Below are 17,658 nucleotides of genomic sequence, written 5' to 3'. Positions count from 1 at the left end.
CCGGTCAGATTTTTTTAGCGGTCATCCTCATGGATGGCGGAGGGGTGGCGGCACAGCGGCGTGACCTTCATGGTCATGAAAGGATAAAGCGGCAGCGCGATCAGCAGGTCGTGAAGCGCGGCATTGCTCTCGACATCAAAGATAGAGACATTCGAATAGAGCCCGGCTTTGCGCCAGATATGGCGCCACACGCCCGATGCCTGAAGCGTCTGGGAATAAGCCTTTTCCTCAGCCTTGATCCGATCGGCGCGAGCGGGATCGAGATCGTGGGGAAGATGCACGTCCATTTCGACCATGAACAACATTGGGCTCAGGCTCCTGCGCCGACAGAGTGAAGAATGCGGGGGGTATCGCGGCGGAAATGGGCCAGTTTGTCGGCATCCAGCGTCACGCCCAGACCCGGCCCGCGCGGCAGGCGAAGCGAAAAGTCACCATAGGCCAGCGACTCGCTCAGGATTTCCTCGGTCTGGAGCAGGGGGCCGAACAGTTCGGTTCCCCACGCAAGGTCCGGCAGCGTGGCAAAGACATGGGCCGAGGCGATGGTGCCGATGCCGCCTTCCAGCATCGTTCCGCCATAGAGGCCGATGCCCGATGCCGCGCCGATGGCGGCCACCTCGGCGGCGGCGAACAGCCCGCCCGATTGCGCGATCTTCAGCGCAAACACGCCCGCCGCATGGGCCGAGGCGACGCGCATCGCGCTGCGCGGTCCATGCAATGCCTCGTCGGCCATCAGTGCGACAGGCTGCGATTGCGAGAGGCGGGCCATGGCGGCAATATCATCGCCCGCAATCGGCTGTTCGACCAGTTCGCAGCCGACATCATGCAGCATTGCCATGCCCAGCTTGGCCTGTGCCTCGCTCCAGTTCTGGTTGACATCGACGCGCACACTGGCCCTGTCGCCCAGCGCCTTGCAGATCGCGCCGACATGGGCGACATCATCGCGCACCTCGCGCTTGCCGATCTTCAGCTTGAAAATGCGATGGCGCCGCCGGTCGAGCATCTCCTCGCCCTCGGCAATGTCGCGGGCGGTATCGCCGCTGGCCAGCGTCCATGCGACGGGCAGGCTCTCGCGCCGGCGCCCGCCGCCGATCAGGTCAGAGACCGGAACGCCCAGACGCTTGCCCGCCATGTCGAGCAGCGCCGTTTCCACCGCGCATTTGGCGAAATGGTTGCCGCGCACGCATCTGGCCACCTTGGCCATGGTCGCGCCCACTTGCGCAATATCGCAGGTCTGCAGAACCGGGACGATATAGGTGTCGATCGCCGACTTGATGCTTTCGGGGCTTTCCTCGCCATAGCTGAGGCCGCCGATGGTGGTGCCTTCGCCAATGCCTTCGACCCCATCGGAATCAACAAGGCGGACGATGACCATGGATTGATAATGCATCGTGGCCATGGCCAGCACATGCGGGCGGATGGTCGGCACATCGACAATATAGGTATCGGAAAGATCGAGCGTGGCCATTGCGGCGCCCCTCCGTAGGGATTATGTGTCTTGCAGGTCTTGGTAAACGTTTTGAAGCCCTTCGACAAAGATCGATGCGGTGTCATCATGATACCTGTGGGGTATGAACAGGATGGATTTGCGCCTGCTGCGATACTTTGTTGCCGTGACCCAGGAGGGCAATTTCCACCGTGCCGCCGAACGTCTGCATATGGCCCAACCGCCTCTGTCGCGCGCCATCCAGCAGCTTGAGGTCGATGTCGGCTCGCCGCTGCTCGACCGTTTCACACGCCCGTTGCGGCTGACGCCGGTGGGCCAACTGCTCTATGCGCAGGCCTTGCAGATGCTGGCCCGGATGGAGGATATGCAGACCATGGTGCGCGCGGCCGCCACCAGTCGGCGGCGCAGACTGGTGCTGGGTTTTGTCGCCTCGACCATCTACGCCCGTCTGCCCGAACTGATCCGTGAATTTCGCAAGGCTGCGCAGGACGTCGAACTGGTGCTGGTTGAAAGCACCACGCTGGACCAGATCGCCGCGTTGAAAGAAGGGCGGATCGACATCGGCTTTGGCCGCATCCGGTTTGACGATCCGGCGGTGCGGCGCATCATCCTGCGCCATGAGCGGCTGATCGCGGCCTTTCCGATGGATCATCCGCTGGCCCGCCAGAGCGGCCCCGTCTCGCTCAAGGAACTGGCCGATGAGCCGCAGATCCTCTATCCCCGATCGCCACGCCCCAGCTATGCCGATCAGGTCATCTCGCTGTTTCGCGACCATGCCATCGAGCCGCGCATCGTCCATGAAGCGCGCGAGTTGCAGATCGCCATCGGGTTGGTCGCGGCCGAGGAAGGCATCGCCATCGTACCCGAATCGGTCCGCCGTGCGCGCAGCCACGATGTCGCCTATCGCGAATTGGCCGAACCGGCGACCTCGCCCATCATTATGAGCCACCGGACAGGCGATGCCTCGCCCGAACTGGAGCAGATGGGGGCGGTCATCGCGCGTATGTATCAGCAATGGGGTTATGGTGTGCCTGCGGGCCTGCCCTCCCTTGCTCTATAAGTCCAATTTCACACACGGCGCCGTCAAACGTCGCAAAAAATGCTTGTCCAGCCACATTTCGTCGCAAGTTGTAACCGCTCTGCCTTCCCTGTCTGATCCTTGAACGGGCCTTTCATCTGCGGGAAATGCGCCAAATGACACGCCGCTCCGGTGACGTTCAAAGAGGAGTTGTGTGATGCGTGTCATGTCCAAAAAGTCGGGAATGCTCGTTCTGTTGGCCACCAGCGCCGTAACCATGTCGGCGGCCGTCTCCGCCCAATCGCCCGATGCGGCCCCCGATGCAGCCTCCAATGCCGCCAGAGCCGATATCACCGTCAACGGCACCCCGATCCCCGATGCTTCGCAAATGACGCCGGGGCCCGAGATCAAGGGTTTCATTTCGGCGCGCGGCAGCAACCGGGTGCAGGTAACCGGCCCCGATGGCACCAAATCGGTGATCGCCTATAATGAAGCGACCGTGATCAAGGCCAGCAAGGGCCTGTTCGGCAGCAACAAGATGGACGGCGGGGCGCTGCTCAACGGCCTGCCCGTCACGGTGCGCACGATGCAATGGCCCGGCGGTCTGCTGGCCAGCCAGATCACGCTGCGTCAGGGCGACCTGAAGATGGCGAACATGGTCCGCCACGGCACCGACCAGCGCTTTGCATCGAACGAAGCGGCGACCGAGGCGCTGCGCGGGCGGATGGCCGATATTGACAATTACAACGTCAAGAGCACCACCAACGTCCATTTCGACACCGGCAAGGCGACGCTTTCGCCGCAGGACAAGGCCGAGCTTTGCAATGCGGCCAGCCAGGCTGAGGGCGTGAGCAATGCGCTCCTGCTGGTGGTGGGCTATACCGATGCGACCGGCAGCGATGATTTCAACCAGACACTGAGCGAGAAGCGCGCCAGCAGCGTGATCAACTATCTCCAGCAGGCGTGCCACTGGAAGCCCTATCGCATGCTGACCCCGACCGGCATGGCCAAGGCCGACCCTCTGGCCAGCAATGACACGCCCGAGGGCAAGGCGCAGAACCGCCGCGTCTCGGTCAACGTGCTGGTCAGCAAGGCGGTCGACGGCGTCTAAACGCCCCCTGCCATCCACGCGAGGCGGCTCCGGTCTTCCCGTCGAGGCCGCCTTTTGCGCTTTACTTGACCAGCCTTGCCGATTGCACGACCATGGCAAATAGCGTGTTGAGCGCGGTCGAAACGCTGCCGTCGGTCGATACGGCCTGGAAAAGATAGGTTCCGTCTGCGTTCTGGCTGGAACAGGCCTGCAACTGCTGCTGGATATAGGGCACGTTGTTGGCGGCCGTGCTGTTGAAGGTGGGATGCAGCGTGTAGTTGATCGTGGCGGGCAGGTATTGCGTGTAAAGAATGGCGATCCGGGTGCCGGTGGCCTTGATGGCGTTGCATTGCGCAATATTGTTGGCGTTCAATTGGGTAATGCCGTCGCTGCTGTTGTCATTCAGCCCGTCGGTCACCAGGATCAACACATTCTGCGGCGATGCCTGCGTGCCGATGCCCGATGTGCTGGGCATGGTCGATTGCATCCATGTGAACATCGTGGTGAAATTGGTGTCGGCATTGCCGGTGTAGGTGCTGAGCGAAGTCCAATAGGAATTGGCCGCGAGCAAGGGGGCCTGCGCGCCCAGATTGGGGAAGCTTTGCCCCTGGAGCGTGGCCACATCGGTCATCGTGCCGAAGGGCGAGGTGGAAAGCGGCGCGGGATTGCCCACGTTAAACGTGAAGAACTGCATCTTGTAGATCGGCGGCACGCTGGCGGTGGCATATTGCTGTTCAACGCGATAGGCATATTGGATGACGCTGGCGGCGGCATCGCCCTCGGCATCGGTGCGCAGCGTGATGGCCGACTGGCCGGGATTGACGGTGCTGTAATTACGCGCCAACCACCATGTATCAGGAAAATTGACGCTGACGGTGGTGGTTTTCGACGCGCCATTGGGCAGATAGACCAGATTAACCGGATTGGCCGCCGGATTATAGCCCGAGCAATAGGTGGCCGAACCGCTGATCGCGCCTTTGGTGCCCAGTTTGGTGCCGTTGTTGTCATAGACCGTGCCGTCACAGGCCACGCGGTAGAAGCTGATGCTGCTGGTCGTATCGTTGTTCAGATAGACCGCGCGCGAACTGGCATCCACCACATAGGTGCCTGCGTTCCATTGATGCATATTATTGGAATGACAGGCAAAGTCGCATCCATCCATACGCCCGTAATAATATTGCTCGCCATTCCAGCGCGCGCCCGCCGTCAGGTTGGTGATCCCCGTGGTGGTGGTGGGCAGCAGCATCGAGGGCGAGGTGTCGAGCGCGATGTAAAAATTGATGCTGGGCGGCTGGGAGGCACTGGCGCTGGCGCTGCCGTTGATGGGCAGGGTGGGGACCTTGAGGATGCTGCTGAAAATATTGGTGGAACTTGCCGTATAGGTGATTTTGGCAAGGCGCAATGTGCCAAGACTGCCCGATTGGGTGCTGGTGATCGTCACAGTGCGGCTGATGCTGCGAAGCCCGCTCAGGCCGTTGACTTGCTGGTCAAACATGTTCTGCGCCGCCAATTGCGCCGCGGCATCGGTCTGGTTCAGCATTTGCGGGACCACCGCGGCCAGAACCGCCGCATCGGCCGCTGCATTCAGCTTGGTCTGCAACCGCTGCGCCCGGCTGTAATCCACGCCAAAGCCGGTGGCAAAAACCAGCGGGATGATGGCCAGCGCCGTCATGGCCATCACATTGCCCCGCCCGTCGCGGCGCAGGGATGAGAAAAAGGTAGAAAAGCAAAGGCTCATGGCGCGCGACCTAAGGCAGGCGGGGAATCATATAGTCCTGATCGCTCAGCTTCGTTGTCGTGAGCGTTCCAAGACCGATGGGCGGGGTATAAGTAAAGCTGATCTGGCCCAGAAAGAGGTAGCCCCCGGCGGTGCCGACCATCACCTTGTTGGCGCCGCTGGTGGTGTTCTGGCAGACATTGGAGCCATCGGGCGAGGAGGGCACCATGGGCGCGGTGACCAGATTGGCCGGAATGGATATCACGGTCCCGGCGGTCAGCGACGAGGTCGTGGTGGCGCCATTGGCCTGCGCCTGGCTCCACACGACATAGGCATGGGTGGCATCACACACGCGCAGATTGGTGATCTGAAGCGTGGTCTGGGCGGCGGGCATGGGCGTCATCACCAATTGGGCCGAGTTCATATAGGTGGTCAGCGTGGCCGACGTGACGGTGCTGGAGGGCGACACATTGCGCCCCACCAGATCGGCCAGAGCGCGCGTGGCCACCGTGACCTTGCGCGAGCAGGCGATCATGTCGGCCACCACATAGCCGCCGATAAACAGGATCAGCAGCACCGGCAGGGTAAAGGCAAACTCGATCAGCGCCGCCCCATCGCGATCGCGCGCCAGACGGCCTAGCATGACGTCACCCCCGAGGCGCAGAGATAGCCTTCGACCGTCACCACAGAGGTGGCCACCAGCATACGGTTGCCATTGGCCTGATTGACGAAATTGAGTCCCATCGGCGCCGAAACCGTGGGCCACAGATAGATCAACTGGACGATCACCAGCGATTTCTGGGTGCCGCTGATCCCGCCATTGCTGTTGGTCGTGCCCGCGCAATTGGATTGGCCATAGCCGGTGCCGGTGCTGGTCAGCGTGCCGTTGGTATAGGTGAAATTGGGCGTGGTGATGGTGGGCGTGGTGCAACTGGCGGGCACGACCTGAACATTCACATAAAGCCGGTTGCAGGTGAGGAAGGGCGGCAGCGAGGAGGGATAGGTGACAGCCGCGCCGCTGGCGTCCTTGCCCGAAATGCCGTTGCATACGGCAGTTTTGAAATCGGCGGCCTTCATGCCCGTATAGGCCCCGGTGCCGCTGCCCAATTGCAGCGTTTGTGCCGAACCCGTCAGGATCAGGCGCGAGGATGCCTCAACCGCCGTTTCCAGCCCTTCCTGCGCCAGATAAATCAGTGCAATATGCAAAATCGCCAACAGCAGTGCGATGACGGCGGGGGTGACCAGAGCAAACTCGATGGTTGCCCCGCCCGATGCATCGCGCCACAGCTTTTGGCAAAAGCGCCGGGCCGGGCGCGGACGCGTCCATACCCCGCCCAAGGCGTGACCAGATTCCAATACACCCGTCCTGATGCTTAATGCGACCCTAGGCGTTTATATGGGATTTTTATTAAGAGAATCTTGCCCCGCGCATCGCCGCATCGAGAGCGCTAGGTGGCATGCAGGACGCCGCGATAGGAGGCATCCTCCAGCACATGGCCCGCGCCCAGCGCAACGCAATCCAGCGGATTGTCCGCCACCTTTACCGGCAGGCCGGTTTCCGCCGCGATCAGCCGGTCAAGATTGCTCAGCAGCGCCCCGCCGCCGGTCATGATGATCCCGCCATCAATGATGTCGGCGGCAATTTCGGGCGGGGTGTTTTCCAGCGCGCTGCGCACGGCGGCCACGATTTGCCCCACCGGCTCGGCCAGGGCCTCGACAATTTCGGCCTGCGAGATGGTGATTTCCAGCGGCACGCCCCGGACCAGATCGCGCCCCTTGACGATGGCCGTGGGCACAGGCCCCTCGGCCAGTTGCGCCGCGCCCAGTTGCAGCTTGACCCTCTCGGCGGTCGCCTCGCCAATCAGCAGATTGTGCGTGCGCCGGACATAGGAGGCAATGGCATCATCCATCCTGTCGCCACCGACGCGCACCGACATGGCCATGCTGATGCCGCCCGTGGCGATCACACCCACCTCGGTCGTGCCCCCGCCGATATCGACCACCATCGAGCCGATGGGATGGGTAACGGGCAGATCGGCGCCGATGGCGGCGGCCATGGTTTCCTCGATCAGCCAGACTTTGCGCGCGCCCGCATTGGAGGCGGCATCGCGTATGGCCCGCCGCTCGACCGAGGTCGAGCCGGACGGAACGCAGACGATGATCTCCGGGCTGCCGCGCATCCGCCCCCGCTGCCCTTGGGCCTTGCGGATAAAATGTTTGAGCATCTGCTCGGCCACATCAATGTCGGAAATGACCCCGCTTCGCAAAGGGCGCACGGTTTTGATATGCTCGGGCGTGCGGCCCATCATCAGCTTGGCATCATCGCCCACCGCCAGCACACTGTTGATCCCCTGCGTGGTCTGCAGCGCGACCACCGACGGCTCGGCAATCACCACGCCCCGGTTGCGGACATAGACCACCGTATTGGCCGTGCCCAGATCGATCGCCAAATCGGATGAGGCATAGGAAATCCGGTCAAATATGGACATGTCACCCCTCGGTTTTCAAAAAACCGGCAGGACCCTTTTGCGGATTAGCCGAATATGAACCGCGCGGGCGAAGTACGACGCAAGCAGGCAGGCATAAGACCAACGCCCGTTTTCGGCATCGTGGCACGCGGGGAAAAGGCAATGGGACGCGGCGGCGATTAGCGCCATCGCGACAACAATCCTTCACGCAATTGCCGTCTTATCATCGCGGCCCGACAGGCCCATTTGGCGCTCACACCCGCTGCCAAGCACCGATGGTTCAACGGTTTTCCCCCCGATCGGAAACCGGGCCACAGGCAATCAGGAGACAGCGGGCGCAGGAGGAATATCATGAAGTCTGTCATCTATACTGCCGCTGCTGCCTTCGCTCTGGCCGCTGTTGCCGCCCCTGCCGCGGCCAATGCCCAGAGCTTTACCGGCCCCTTCGTCGGTGTGCAGGGCGGCTGGGAAGAGAATGACGTACGCAACCCCAACACCGCCCTTGGCGTCACCCCTCTGGCCCAGACCAGCGACACCGGCACGCTGGGCGTGTTCATGGGCTATGACAAGGAAGTCTATCCCCGCATCGTGGTGGGCGCGCAGGCCGAAGTGAACTTTCCCATCAGCTCGCGCTTTGGCAACGGGCTGGCCGCGGTTTCGCCCAAGCGTTCGGTCGATCTCTCGCTGCGCGCCGGTTATCTGGTGACGCCCAAGACGCTGGCCTATGTCCGCGGCGGTTATACCAACGCGCTGGTCGGTGCGAATATCGGCAACATCCATGGTTCGGATGACCGCGATGGCTGGCTGCTGGGCGGCGGTGTCGAACGCAAGCTGACCGACAAGGTCTCGGCGCGTCTCGAATATCGCTACAGCGATTTCAGCGAAGGCAATGGCCGGTTTGACCGTCACCAGATCTTCGCGGGCGTCGCCTACCGCTTTTAAGGTTTCATAGTTCGGCCAAGGGCGTGTGTATGGCCCGGTTCCCCCGACCGGCCATCGCTCCATCCACCCCCCCCAATGCCCTTGGCCGCGATCACCGCGGACCAGCCCCGTCCGCTGGTCCGCGGTCTTTTTTGCGCCCGACGGTCATATTGGCTAGGGCAAAATCAATGAAACTGCGCACCGAGGGCAAAATGCCGCGCGGGGTGGGATAGACGAGAAACAGGCTGTATTCCGGCGTGAACCAGTCGGGCAGCACGCGCACCAGATCCCCGGCGTCGAGACGCGCATCGACCAGCGGTTCGGGCAAAAGTGCAAGGCCAAGCCCGGAACAGGCCGCCTCGATCTGGATCTGCAGGTCGCCCGTCACCAGACGAGGCTGAAAATCCAGCTTGAAGGACACATCCTCCTCGTTCAGCATGGTCCAGCGGGCGCTTTCATCGACAATATCGGTATGGCGCGCGATGATCGGCATGGCGTGCAAATCGGCCGGATCGCGCAGGGTCGGATGTTGGGCCAGAAAGGCCGGTTGCGCCACAAGGATACGCCGGATCCGCCCGATTTCGCGGGCGACAAGGCTGCTGGAATCGGGAAATTGCGCCTGCGCCGAGAGGATCACGTCGAAGCGGTCCTCCAGCGGGTGCAAGGGCCGGTCGGTGGATTCGATCACGACCGACACTTTGGGATTGGCCGCCAGATAGCGCGGCAGGATCGGCGCAAGGAAATTCTGAGCGATGATAACCGGGCTGCCGATGCGGATGGTGCCCGAAGGCTCGCGCTGAAATTCCAGCACGCTCTCGCAGGCTACCCGCGCCCCGTCGATGACCAGCATGCAGCCTTCATAGAAGCTCTTGCCCGCCTGGGTCAGCACCACGCTGCGCGTCGAGCGCTGGAGCAGGCGCACCCGCAGCCGCTCCTCAAGCGCGGCGACATGGCGGCTGAGCCGGGCCTTGTCGACACCGGTGGCGCGCGAAGCGGCGGTAAAGCCGCCATGTTCGACCACAGCGGCAAAGTAGGCGAAATCATTGAGATCCATCATGATGGGGGTGGGGCCTTCCATGGCATCGCGGCAATTTGCCCGGCGGCCTTGGACGCGCTGCGTCAGGCGAACCGGGACCTTGGGGCCGATAGACGCTTGCGCCGCCTTGGGCCACACGACTTTGGTCGCTTTGGCGGGACGGCGGCCGCCATCGAGTTTATGCCGGAGACGCAAGATTAAGGCTTCGTTGAACATGCATTGGATATGCGCCATAGGCATAAGTTCGTGATCGACGGCATCCGGTCGCGATTGCAAAACAAATTCACTGTTCTAATATCCGCCCCCTTGTCGCTTCAAACAGGATGGACCTGTGTCCCATACGCCAACCATCCATGATATTGCCAAATTCGCGGGCGTCTCGCTCGCCACCGTTTCGCGCGTTCTGCGCGAGCCGGACAAGGTCTCTCCGGCCCGGCGCAGCAAGGTGCGCGAGGCGATTGCCCATTTCAACTATGTGCCCAACGCCATGGCGCAGCAGTTGCGCCGGCCGGGATTTCGCACAATTTTGGTCATCATCCCGTCCATCTCCAATCTTTTCTTTGCCGAAGCGTTGAAGAATATCGAGAATGTGGCGCACCAACTGGGCTGCCGGGTTCTCATCGGCGAAACGCAGCGCAATCAGGAGCGGCTCGATCATTACATCGAACTGCTCACCTCGCGCGTTGCCGACGGGCTGATCCTCTTCGGCTCGCTCCTGCCCAGCGTTTTGCGCGAGAGTCTTGACGCGGGCCTGCCTTTGCCTTTCCCGCTGGTGCTGGCCGAAGGCATCGTGCACGGCCCTGACTGCCCGCGGGTGCAGATCGACAATGTGGCGAGCGGCATTTTGGCGGCCGAGCATCTGATCGCCACGGGGCGCAGGCGGATCGCGATGATTTCCGGCCCGCTGTATTTGGCGGTCAGCACCGACCGCCTGGAAGGCTATCGCCGCGCGCTGGCCAAAGCGGGGCTCGAACAGCGCTCCGAATGGCTGGTGGAAGGCAATTTCTCCATGCAATCGGGCTATGAAGCGATGCAGCAATTGCTGGCCCAGCCAGAACGGCCCGACGCTGTGTTTTGCTCCGGCGATGAAATGGCCATCGGCGCCCAGACCGCCATCCGTGAAAAGGGACTGCGCATGCCGCATGACATCGCGATGGTCGGCTTTGACGATATGCGCTTTGCCGCTTATGCCTCGCCCCCGCTGACCACGATCCGCCAGCCTGCCGCGAAAATGGGCGAGGCGGCGGTGCGCATGATGCTGGCGATTTTTCGTGGCGAGGCCATCGCGCAGCCGACGGTGATTCTGGGCCATGAACTGATCATCCGGGAATCTGCCTGATCCCTGCTCGCTCAATCGGCTTGACGATGGCGGGCTAAGCGGTCACCTGTTGGCCTGGATTTGGCAGGATAGCGGTCATGATTTTCAAGGTTTTGCTTGGCTCTTTCGCTCTGGCGCTGGGGGCCTCTTCGGCTCTGGCCACGCCGCTGTTGATCGGCACCTATACGGGCAAGGAGAGCAAGGGGATCTACCTCTATCATTTCGATGACCGCAGCGGCCGGATCGATGCGCGCCCGGTGCAGGTCATGACGGCGGACAACCCCTCCTGGCTGGTGCTCTCGCCTGATCACCGGTTGCTGTATGCGGTGGATGAAAACGGCGAGGGCGGGCGCGATCCGGTGGGCCGCGCCTCGGCCTTTAGGATGGAGCCGACCAGCGGACGGATGACCTTCATCAACCGCGTTTCGACCCTGGGCGCCGAACCGACCCATGCCAGTTTGAGCAAGGACGGGCGTTATCTGTTTGTGGCCAATTACGCGGTTTCGCCCGATCCTGGCGGCACCTTGTCCGTCCTGCCGGTGGGCAAGGGCGGGGCGCTGGGGCCGGTGACCCAGGTCAAGACCTTCCGCGCCAGTATGGTCAACCCCGAAAGGCAGGCCTCGCCCCACATCCATTCGGTCGTTTCCTCTCCCGATGGCCGCTTTGTCTTTGTTCAGGATCTGGGGGGCGACCGGGTCTATGCCTATCGCTACAATCCAGAGCATCGCGAGACGCCGCTGTCGGCGCTGCGTGATGCGCCGTTTACCGAATTGCCCAAGGGGTCCGGGCCGCGCCATCTGATTTTTTCGCCCGATGGCCGCCATGCCTATCTCACGCTGGAAATGAGCGGGCAGGTGGCGGTGCTCGACCACGCCGAGGGCCGCCTGACGCTGCGCCAGTTGGTTGCGTTGGCGCCCGATGGTTTTTCGGGCAAGGTCAGCGCGGCGGGCCTGCATTTTTCGCCCGATGGACGTTTTCTTGCGGTTACCAATCGGGGCACCGACAACCAGCTGCTCAGCTTCAGGATCTCGCCCGAGGATGGCACGCTGCACTTGGCCGACCGCCGCTCTGTCGAGGGCAAGGAGCCGCGCGAATTTGCCTTTTCGCCGGATGGTCGTTTCGTTCTGATCGCCAATCAGCGCAGCCACGCGATCAACGTATTTCGCCGTGATCCGGCCTCCGGAACGGTTAAGGAACAAGTCCAGTCATTGAGCATTGATCAAGCGTCGGACATCAAATTCCTGACGCGCTGATCGGGCATAACGGCAAAATTTGCGCCCGGCGGGCGTTTATTCAGCCGTAAGTCACAGTCCGGCGCGCACATAAGGTTAACGGGGCGCGTGGCCTGATGCCCGGATCATGGAGGCGATCATGATGATGAAGAAGACCCTCACTCTGTTGCTGCTGGGCCTTGGCGCATTGCCTTTGGCGGGCTGCGCGGATGATTACGGCTATGGCGGCCGGGTGGCCTATGGCCCGGGCCCCTATGCGTACAATGGCTGGTATGACGGCTATTACGGGTCGATCTACGACGGCTATTGGGGCAATGACGGCTATTTCTATTATCGACGCGGGGTGGGCGATCGCGTCTATATCCGTGGCGACCGCGGCCATTTCATGCGCGAGGCTCCGCGTGGTCCACATAATTTCCAGCCCTTCCAAGGCTCGATGACGCCGGGCCCTCGCGCCAGCATGCCGCATTTCCCGCGCGGCGGTGGTGGCGGTTGGGGCGGTGGCGGCCATCGTCACCGTTAAGGGCGCGACCGGCGCGCCCTCTCGTGTTGATTAAGGCTCAAGGCTGGCGGGGCTGCTTTGGGAAAGCGGACTTATCCCACATGCAGCGCCGCAAGGATGGCGACGAATACGAGATAGAGCAGTGCCATTCCGGCCAACAGCGCGCGCGAAGCCTTGCCGCGCCGGAACACAAGGAACATGATGAGGACCGCCGCCATCGTCGAGCCCGCCGCGACCAACAGCGGCGGCGTTAGCAGCCATGGCGTGAAAAACAGGCCAAGCGCGGTTGGAATGGTAGCCTGAATCATCATCGCGCCGGAAATATTGGCCAGAGCGAGCCGATATTTACCCTGTCGCACCCAGATTATCGCATTCATGGTTTCGGGCAGTTCGGTGGCAATCGGGCTGAGCAACAGCGCCAGCAATTGTGGGCGAAGGCCCAGAGCAGGACCGAGCGCCTCCAATTGCCGCACGAAGGTTTGTGAGGCGATAAAGATCACCACCAGCGCCAACAGCACCTGGAAAACCGCCATTGCCGTTGCGGGCACCTCGCGCCGGGGCTGAAATTTCAGCGGCTCGAGCCCTTCTTCGGCATCATCACCCGCGCCGCCCAGTTCCTGTCGGACGTAAAGCGCGTAAGCGGCAAGGAACAGCACGCCCAGCCAAGGCTTCCAGGCAAAAGCGATCACACCCAATGTGATCTTGGCGGCAAAAATGGCGAGGAACCAGCCTTGATCTTTGCTGAGGTGGCGGAAGGTCTGGGCCATCTCCGCCGTTGCGGCAAGCCGCCGCCCCGTCAACAACAGCACCACGCCAACCGTGGCGTATGCGATCGTCGAGAGCGCCAGCGGGCCGCCCAGCGCCGCTCCGACGCCCAATTCCTTGGCCGCAGCGCTCGTGCCAAAAGCCACGGCAACAAGCGTAACGACGCTTTCGGGCAGGGCCGTGCCAAAGGCGGCCAGAATTGTGCCGGTGGCCTTTTGACCCACGGCCATTTTTTCGCCGACCCATTCGACGCCATTCACAAAATATTCGCAGGCCAAATAGATCACGACCGCTGATCCGAGCAGCAGCGCAATTGTGACGGCAAGTGAGGGCATGAACAAATTCCAGGGGCCGGGCGTCAAGCACATGAACCGGGCACGCGCCCGACCCCGAGCGCACGCCGATCCATGGTCTCGCCGAGCCGAAAAGGCCGCCCATGCCATGGCCAAAGCCAAGTTTGTTGACATGCGCTCCGCTGAAAATGCGGATGGCTACTCCCCAAGGGAAGCGCTGCTTTGGCCACATTGCTTGCCCAAGTCAAGCCGGCAAACCGCCTTGCCTTATCCCCCCTGGGGGGATATTGGCGGCCTATGACCGATCTTGCTTCCCTTATCGCTGAGGACGCCACCCATGGCTGGCTCTTTATTCCCAGCGCCATCGTGCTAGGCGCGCTTCACGGGCTGGAGCCGGGTCATTCCAAGACGATGATGGCGGCCTTCATCATCGCGGTGAAGGGCACTGTGCGTCAGGCGGTGCTGCTGGGATTGGCGGCCACGCTGTCGCATACGCTGGTCGTCTGGCTGGTGGCGATGGGAGGCATGTGGGCCTTCGGCGGCTTTCGGGCGGAGGATACCGAGCCTTATTTCCAGCTTGCTTCTGGCGCGGTGATCGTGGCCATGGCGATCTGGATGATCTGGCGCGCGCGCTCCGATCTGCACGCGGCCCATCAACATGCACACGCCCATGAACATGGGCATCATCATCATCGCCACCATCACGAGCCGACCGAGGCAGAAATCCACGAACTCGAACTGGCCACTGGGGGCTATGTCGATGCCCATGAAGCAGCCCATGCCGAAGACATTCGGCGCCGCTTTTCCGGCTGGTCGGTCACCACGGGCCAAATCGCCCTGTTCGGCCTGACGGGCGGGCTGGTGCCTTGTCCCGGCGCGATTACGGTGCTGATGCTGTGTCTGCAATTGCACCGTGTCGCGTTGGGCGCGGTGCTGGTGGCGGGATTTTCGGTGGGGCTTGCCTTGACGATGGTGGCATCCGGCGTGCTGGCCGCGCTCTCGCTGCGTCATCTTGAAAAGCGCTGGAGCGGGTTTGGCGATGCGGTCCGCAAGGCACCATTGATCTCGGGCGCGGTGATCCTGATCGTGGGCGGCGTGATTGCGCTTGACGGCGCGCGCCATCTGCTCTGAACCGGCGCGATGAGCCACGCCACCGACAAGGACCTGACCAACCGCCTCAAGCGCGCCAACGGCCACCTCGCCAGCATCATCGCGATGATCGAGGAAAACCGCAGCGCGCTCGATGTGGCCCAGCAACTGGCAGCCGTGGTGGCCGCGCTGGACAAGGCCAAGACGCGGCTGGTGGCGCATCATATCGAGCATCATCTGGCCGACACACTGGGCGAATTGACGCCCGAAATGCGCGAAAGGCTGGCGCAATTGTCCGAGCTGGCGAAATATCTCTGAAATTTCCGGGCGCCGGTGCTGTTTGCCTTGCCGGGCGGGGCCGGTATAGGGGGGCAAACCAGTTGGAAGCAGACATGGCCCGCAAACATTCAAAACGTGATCCCTATGGCGATATGCATCAGGAGGAAGAGGTCGCGGCACCTGCGGTGCCTTGCTGGCTGTGCGGACGGCCCACCGGAACGACGATCGTCTGGCACCATCCCGTGCCCAAGAGCCGGGGCGGGCGCGATGTTGTGCCCATGCACGGCATTTGCCAGCAGACGCTGATCGCCAATTTCACCAATTCCGAATTGCAGCGCTACGGCATGGATGTCGATGCTCTTCTGGCCAATCCTGCGGTGCGCAAATTCGTGGACTGGGTGGCCAACAAGGACCCCGACTTCACCGCGACCATCGCGAAAAAGCAGCGCTGACATGCAGGCCATCGGCATCGATTTCGGCACCACCAATTCGGTCATTGCCCGCGCATCGGACGGCGCCCATGCCGAGATGATCGGCTATGCCGCTCCCGATGGCCCCACCACGGTGTTCCGCTCGGCCCTGTGCTTCTGGCAGGACGAGGCCTTTCGCGGCGGTCTGGCGCATGAGGCGGGGCCTTGGGCGATTGCCGAATATCTCGATTTTCCCCAAGGCAGCCGTTTCCTGCAATCCTTCAAATCCGTGGCGGCCAGTGCCTCCTTCGAACACGCCAATCTGTTTGAAAAACGCCTGCGGTTTGAGGAATTGGGCCAGATTTTCCTGAACCATCTGATGACGCATGGCGGCGACCCGATGAAGGATGCGCCCGAATGCGTGGTGGTGGGGCGGCCCGTACGCTATGTGGGGTCGCGGCCCGATGCGGCGCTGGCGCGCAGGCGCTATGATGCGATGTTTGCCTCGCTGGGGCGCCCCGTCCATTATGTCTATGAACCGCTGGGCGCGGCCTACAGTTTCGCCTCGCGGCTCGGCCATCCGGCGACTTTGCTGGTGGCCGATTTCGGCGGGGGCACCAGCGACTTTTCGCTGGTTCGGGTTGAGGCGCCGGGGGCCGCGCGGCGCTGTGTGCCGCTGGCCTCGGCGGGGATCGGCATCGCGGGCGACCGCTTTGACTATCGCATCATGGACCATCTCGTGCTGCCCCTGCTGGGCAAGGGCGGCACCTATCGCTCGTTCGACAAGGTGCTGGAGATCCCGCCTGGCCATTTCACCGATTTCGGCGATTGGTCGCGTCTGGCGCTGATGCGCAATCGGCGGACGCTGGAGCAATTGGCCAAACTCAAGCGCAGCGCCACCGACCCGGCTGCCATCGGCCGCATGATCACTATCGTCGAGCAGGAACTGGGCTATGCGCTTTACGAGGCGGTGGGGCGGCTCAAACGCGCGCTGTCGAGCGAGACGCATGCCGCGTTCCGTTTTGCCGATGCCGACCTGAGTATCGAGGCCGATGTCACGCGCGAGGAATTTGAGCGCTGGATCGAGCCGGACCTGCAACGGATCGGCGAAACGGTCGATACGGTTCTGGCGCGTGCGGGGATAAGCGCTGATCAGGTGGACCATGTGTTTCTGACCGGCGGGTCCTCGCTGATCCCGGCGGTGCGCCGCCTGTTCGAGCGGCGTTTTGGCGAAAGCCGTTTGGCCAGCGGCAATGAACTGACCTCGATCGCCCATGGATTGGCGCTGATCGGCAATGCGCCCGATCTGGCCGATTGGGTGGTGGGTGAGGAGGATCAGGGTTGAGCCCGCCATTATCCGCAAGACAGGATCCCCGCATCGCCATATAGCCGGTGACAAAGGAGAGCTATGCTTCGTGACGCAGCCTTGGCCCCGGTTTGACGCGGAATTCGCGCAGAAATTCGAGACGTTGCTGCGCTGGCGGCGCGATGTGCGCCATTTTGCGCCCGATGCTTTGGCCGATGGAGACATGGCCGCCTTGCTCGAACAGGCCACGCTTTCGCCCTCGGTCGGCCATTCCCAGCCGTGGCGTTTCGTGCGCTTGCACTCGCCGGACCTGCGCGAAAGGCTGGCGGCCCATGTCGATGCGGAAAATCTGCGCGCCGCCCGGCGCTATGCGGGCGAAGCGCGCCACGACGATTATCTCGCGCTGAAACTGCACGGCATCCGCGAGGCGCCCGAATTGCTGGCCGTGTTCTGCGACGAACAGGCCCACGCCGGGCATGGGCTGGGCATTGCCACCATGCCCGAAATGCTGCGCTATTCCTGCGTCGGGGCGATCCAGACCCTGTGGCTGGCGGCGCGGATCCGCGGGATCGGGGTGGGGTGGGTGTCGATCCTTGACCCCCATGCGGTGACGACAATGCTCGACGTGCCCGATCACTGGTCACTGATCGCGCTTTTGTGCATCGGCTATCCGCTTGCGCCTTCCGAAACGCCGGAACTGGAACAAAAGGGCTGGCAGGCTCGCGAGCCCTTGGCCGACCGGGTGTTTGAGCGATAACGCAAGACAGGGC

Annotated in this window: 19 protein-coding genes and 1 riboswitch; of the genes, 11 read left to right on the top strand and 8 right to left on the bottom strand. The window is 62.5% G+C overall.

The window, feature by feature from the left end; all coding sequences use genetic code 11:
- Window positions 1–14 precede the first annotated feature (14 nt).
- Window positions 15–305 (bottom strand): muconolactone Delta-isomerase, encoded by a 291-nt coding sequence (gene catC, locus PQ467_RS19495; RefSeq protein WP_274177197.1) that lies wholly within the window; start codon window positions 303–305, stop codon window positions 15–17.
- A 5-nt stretch (window positions 306–310) separates the two neighbouring features.
- Window positions 311–1,465: a muconate cycloisomerase family protein gene (locus PQ467_RS19490; RefSeq protein WP_274177196.1), complete on the bottom strand. Its 1,155-nt coding sequence runs from the start codon at window positions 1,463–1,465 to the stop codon at window positions 311–313.
- Window positions 1,466–1,577: 112 nt separating this feature from the next.
- Between PQ467_RS19490 and PQ467_RS19485 the strand changes: the two genes are divergently transcribed.
- Together PQ467_RS19485 and PQ467_RS19480 are read left to right on the top strand one after the other, a co-directional pair.
- Window positions 1,578–2,504 carry a LysR family transcriptional regulator gene (locus PQ467_RS19485; protein ID WP_274177195.1) on the top strand — a complete coding sequence of 309 codons (927 nt, stop codon included), beginning with the start codon at window positions 1,578–1,580 and terminating at the stop codon, window positions 2,502–2,504.
- 175 nt (window positions 2,505–2,679) lie between these two features.
- Window positions 2,680–3,573, top strand: coding sequence for an OmpA family protein (locus tag PQ467_RS19480; protein WP_274177194.1), 894 nt, complete (start codon window positions 2,680–2,682; stop codon window positions 3,571–3,573).
- 61 nt (window positions 3,574–3,634) lie between these two features.
- Here PQ467_RS19480 and PQ467_RS19475 read toward each other — a convergent pair whose 3' ends face one another.
- The 4 genes from PQ467_RS19475 to PQ467_RS19460 form a co-directional block, all read right to left on the bottom strand.
- On the bottom strand, window positions 3,635–5,290 hold the full coding sequence (locus PQ467_RS19475) for a TadE/TadG family type IV pilus assembly protein (RefSeq protein WP_274177193.1): 1,656 nt from the start codon (window positions 5,288–5,290) through the stop codon (window positions 3,635–3,637).
- Window positions 5,291–5,300: 10 nt separating this feature from the next.
- A complete protein-coding gene (locus tag PQ467_RS19470; protein WP_274177192.1) occupies window positions 5,301–5,912 on the bottom strand; it encodes a TadE/TadG family type IV pilus assembly protein in 612 nt (203 codons plus the stop codon).
- On the bottom strand, window positions 5,906–6,625 hold the full coding sequence (locus tag PQ467_RS19465; protein ID WP_274177191.1) for a TadE/TadG family type IV pilus assembly protein: 720 nt from the start codon (window positions 6,623–6,625) through the stop codon (window positions 5,906–5,908). The genes PQ467_RS19470 and PQ467_RS19465 overlap by 7 nt, the downstream gene beginning before the upstream one ends.
- 92 nt (window positions 6,626–6,717) lie before the next feature.
- Window positions 6,718–7,758, bottom strand: coding sequence for a rod shape-determining protein (locus PQ467_RS19460; RefSeq protein WP_274177190.1), 1,041 nt, complete (start codon window positions 7,756–7,758; stop codon window positions 6,718–6,720).
- 330 nt (window positions 7,759–8,088) lie between these two features.
- On the opposite strand from PQ467_RS19460, the gene PQ467_RS19455 reads away from it, so the two are divergent.
- The gene (locus tag PQ467_RS19455) at window positions 8,089–8,679 is read left to right on the top strand and encodes an outer membrane protein (RefSeq protein ID WP_274177189.1); all 591 of its coding nucleotides are present in this window, start codon (window positions 8,089–8,091) and stop codon (window positions 8,677–8,679) included.
- Between the two features lie 91 nt (window positions 8,680–8,770).
- Here PQ467_RS19455 and PQ467_RS19450 read toward each other — a convergent pair whose 3' ends face one another.
- A complete protein-coding gene (locus PQ467_RS19450) occupies window positions 8,771–9,715 on the bottom strand; it encodes a LysR substrate-binding domain-containing protein (protein ID WP_274177188.1) in 945 nt (314 codons plus the stop codon).
- Between the two features lie 310 nt (window positions 9,716–10,025).
- Here PQ467_RS19450 and PQ467_RS19445 point away from each other — a divergent pair, with 310 nt between their 5' ends.
- The 3 genes from PQ467_RS19445 (at window position 10,026) to PQ467_RS19435 (ending at window position 12,767) form a co-directional block, all read left to right on the top strand.
- On the top strand, window positions 10,026–11,033 hold the full coding sequence (locus tag PQ467_RS19445; RefSeq protein WP_274177187.1) for a LacI family DNA-binding transcriptional regulator: 1,008 nt from the start codon (window positions 10,026–10,028) through the stop codon (window positions 11,031–11,033).
- A 77-nt stretch (window positions 11,034–11,110) separates the two neighbouring features.
- Window positions 11,111–12,265 (top strand): lactonase family protein, encoded by a 1,155-nt coding sequence (locus PQ467_RS19440; protein ID WP_274177186.1) that lies wholly within the window; start codon window positions 11,111–11,113, stop codon window positions 12,263–12,265.
- A gap of 118 nt (window positions 12,266–12,383) precedes the next feature.
- The gene (locus tag PQ467_RS19435) at window positions 12,384–12,767 is read left to right on the top strand and encodes a hypothetical protein (RefSeq protein ID WP_274177185.1); all 384 of its coding nucleotides are present in this window, start codon (window positions 12,384–12,386) and stop codon (window positions 12,765–12,767) included.
- 71 nt (window positions 12,768–12,838) lie between these two features.
- Here the strand turns inward: PQ467_RS19435 and PQ467_RS19430 are convergent, their stop codons facing one another.
- Window positions 12,839–13,846 (bottom strand): sodium:calcium antiporter, encoded by a 1,008-nt coding sequence (locus PQ467_RS19430; protein WP_274177184.1) that lies wholly within the window; start codon window positions 13,844–13,846, stop codon window positions 12,839–12,841.
- 18 nt (window positions 13,847–13,864) lie between these two features.
- Window positions 13,865–14,016: riboswitch (yybP-ykoY riboswitch) on the bottom strand.
- A gap of 85 nt (window positions 14,017–14,101) precedes the next feature.
- Here PQ467_RS19430 and PQ467_RS19425 point away from each other — a divergent pair.
- From PQ467_RS19425 to bluB, 5 genes are all read left to right on the top strand, one after another.
- A complete protein-coding gene (locus PQ467_RS19425) occupies window positions 14,102–14,935 on the top strand; it encodes a nickel/cobalt efflux transporter (protein ID WP_274177183.1) in 834 nt (277 codons plus the stop codon).
- A 9-nt stretch (window positions 14,936–14,944) separates the two neighbouring features.
- Window positions 14,945–15,211: a metal-sensing transcriptional repressor gene (locus PQ467_RS19420; RefSeq protein WP_274177182.1), complete on the top strand. Its 267-nt coding sequence runs from the start codon at window positions 14,945–14,947 to the stop codon at window positions 15,209–15,211.
- A 74-nt stretch (window positions 15,212–15,285) separates the two neighbouring features.
- Window positions 15,286–15,624: a hypothetical protein gene (locus PQ467_RS19415; RefSeq protein WP_274177181.1), complete on the top strand. Its 339-nt coding sequence runs from the start codon at window positions 15,286–15,288 to the stop codon at window positions 15,622–15,624.
- A gap of 1 nt (window position 15,625) precedes the next feature.
- Window positions 15,626–16,927 (top strand): Hsp70 family protein, encoded by a 1,302-nt coding sequence (locus tag PQ467_RS19410; RefSeq protein WP_274177180.1) that lies wholly within the window; start codon window positions 15,626–15,628, stop codon window positions 16,925–16,927.
- Between the two features lie 70 nt (window positions 16,928–16,997).
- Entirely contained in the window at window positions 16,998–17,645 is a 648-nt protein-coding gene (bluB, locus tag PQ467_RS19405; RefSeq protein WP_274177179.1) for a 5,6-dimethylbenzimidazole synthase, read from the top strand.
- Window positions 17,646–17,658 lie beyond the last annotated feature (13 nt).

It is taken from the genome of Novosphingobium sp. KACC 22771 (genome assembly GCF_028736195.1).
GTDB lineage: Bacteria > Pseudomonadota > Alphaproteobacteria > Sphingomonadales > Sphingomonadaceae > Novosphingobium.
Note: the sequence above shows the minus strand (reverse complement) of the source record. Positions and strands in the feature narration are given on the sequence as shown.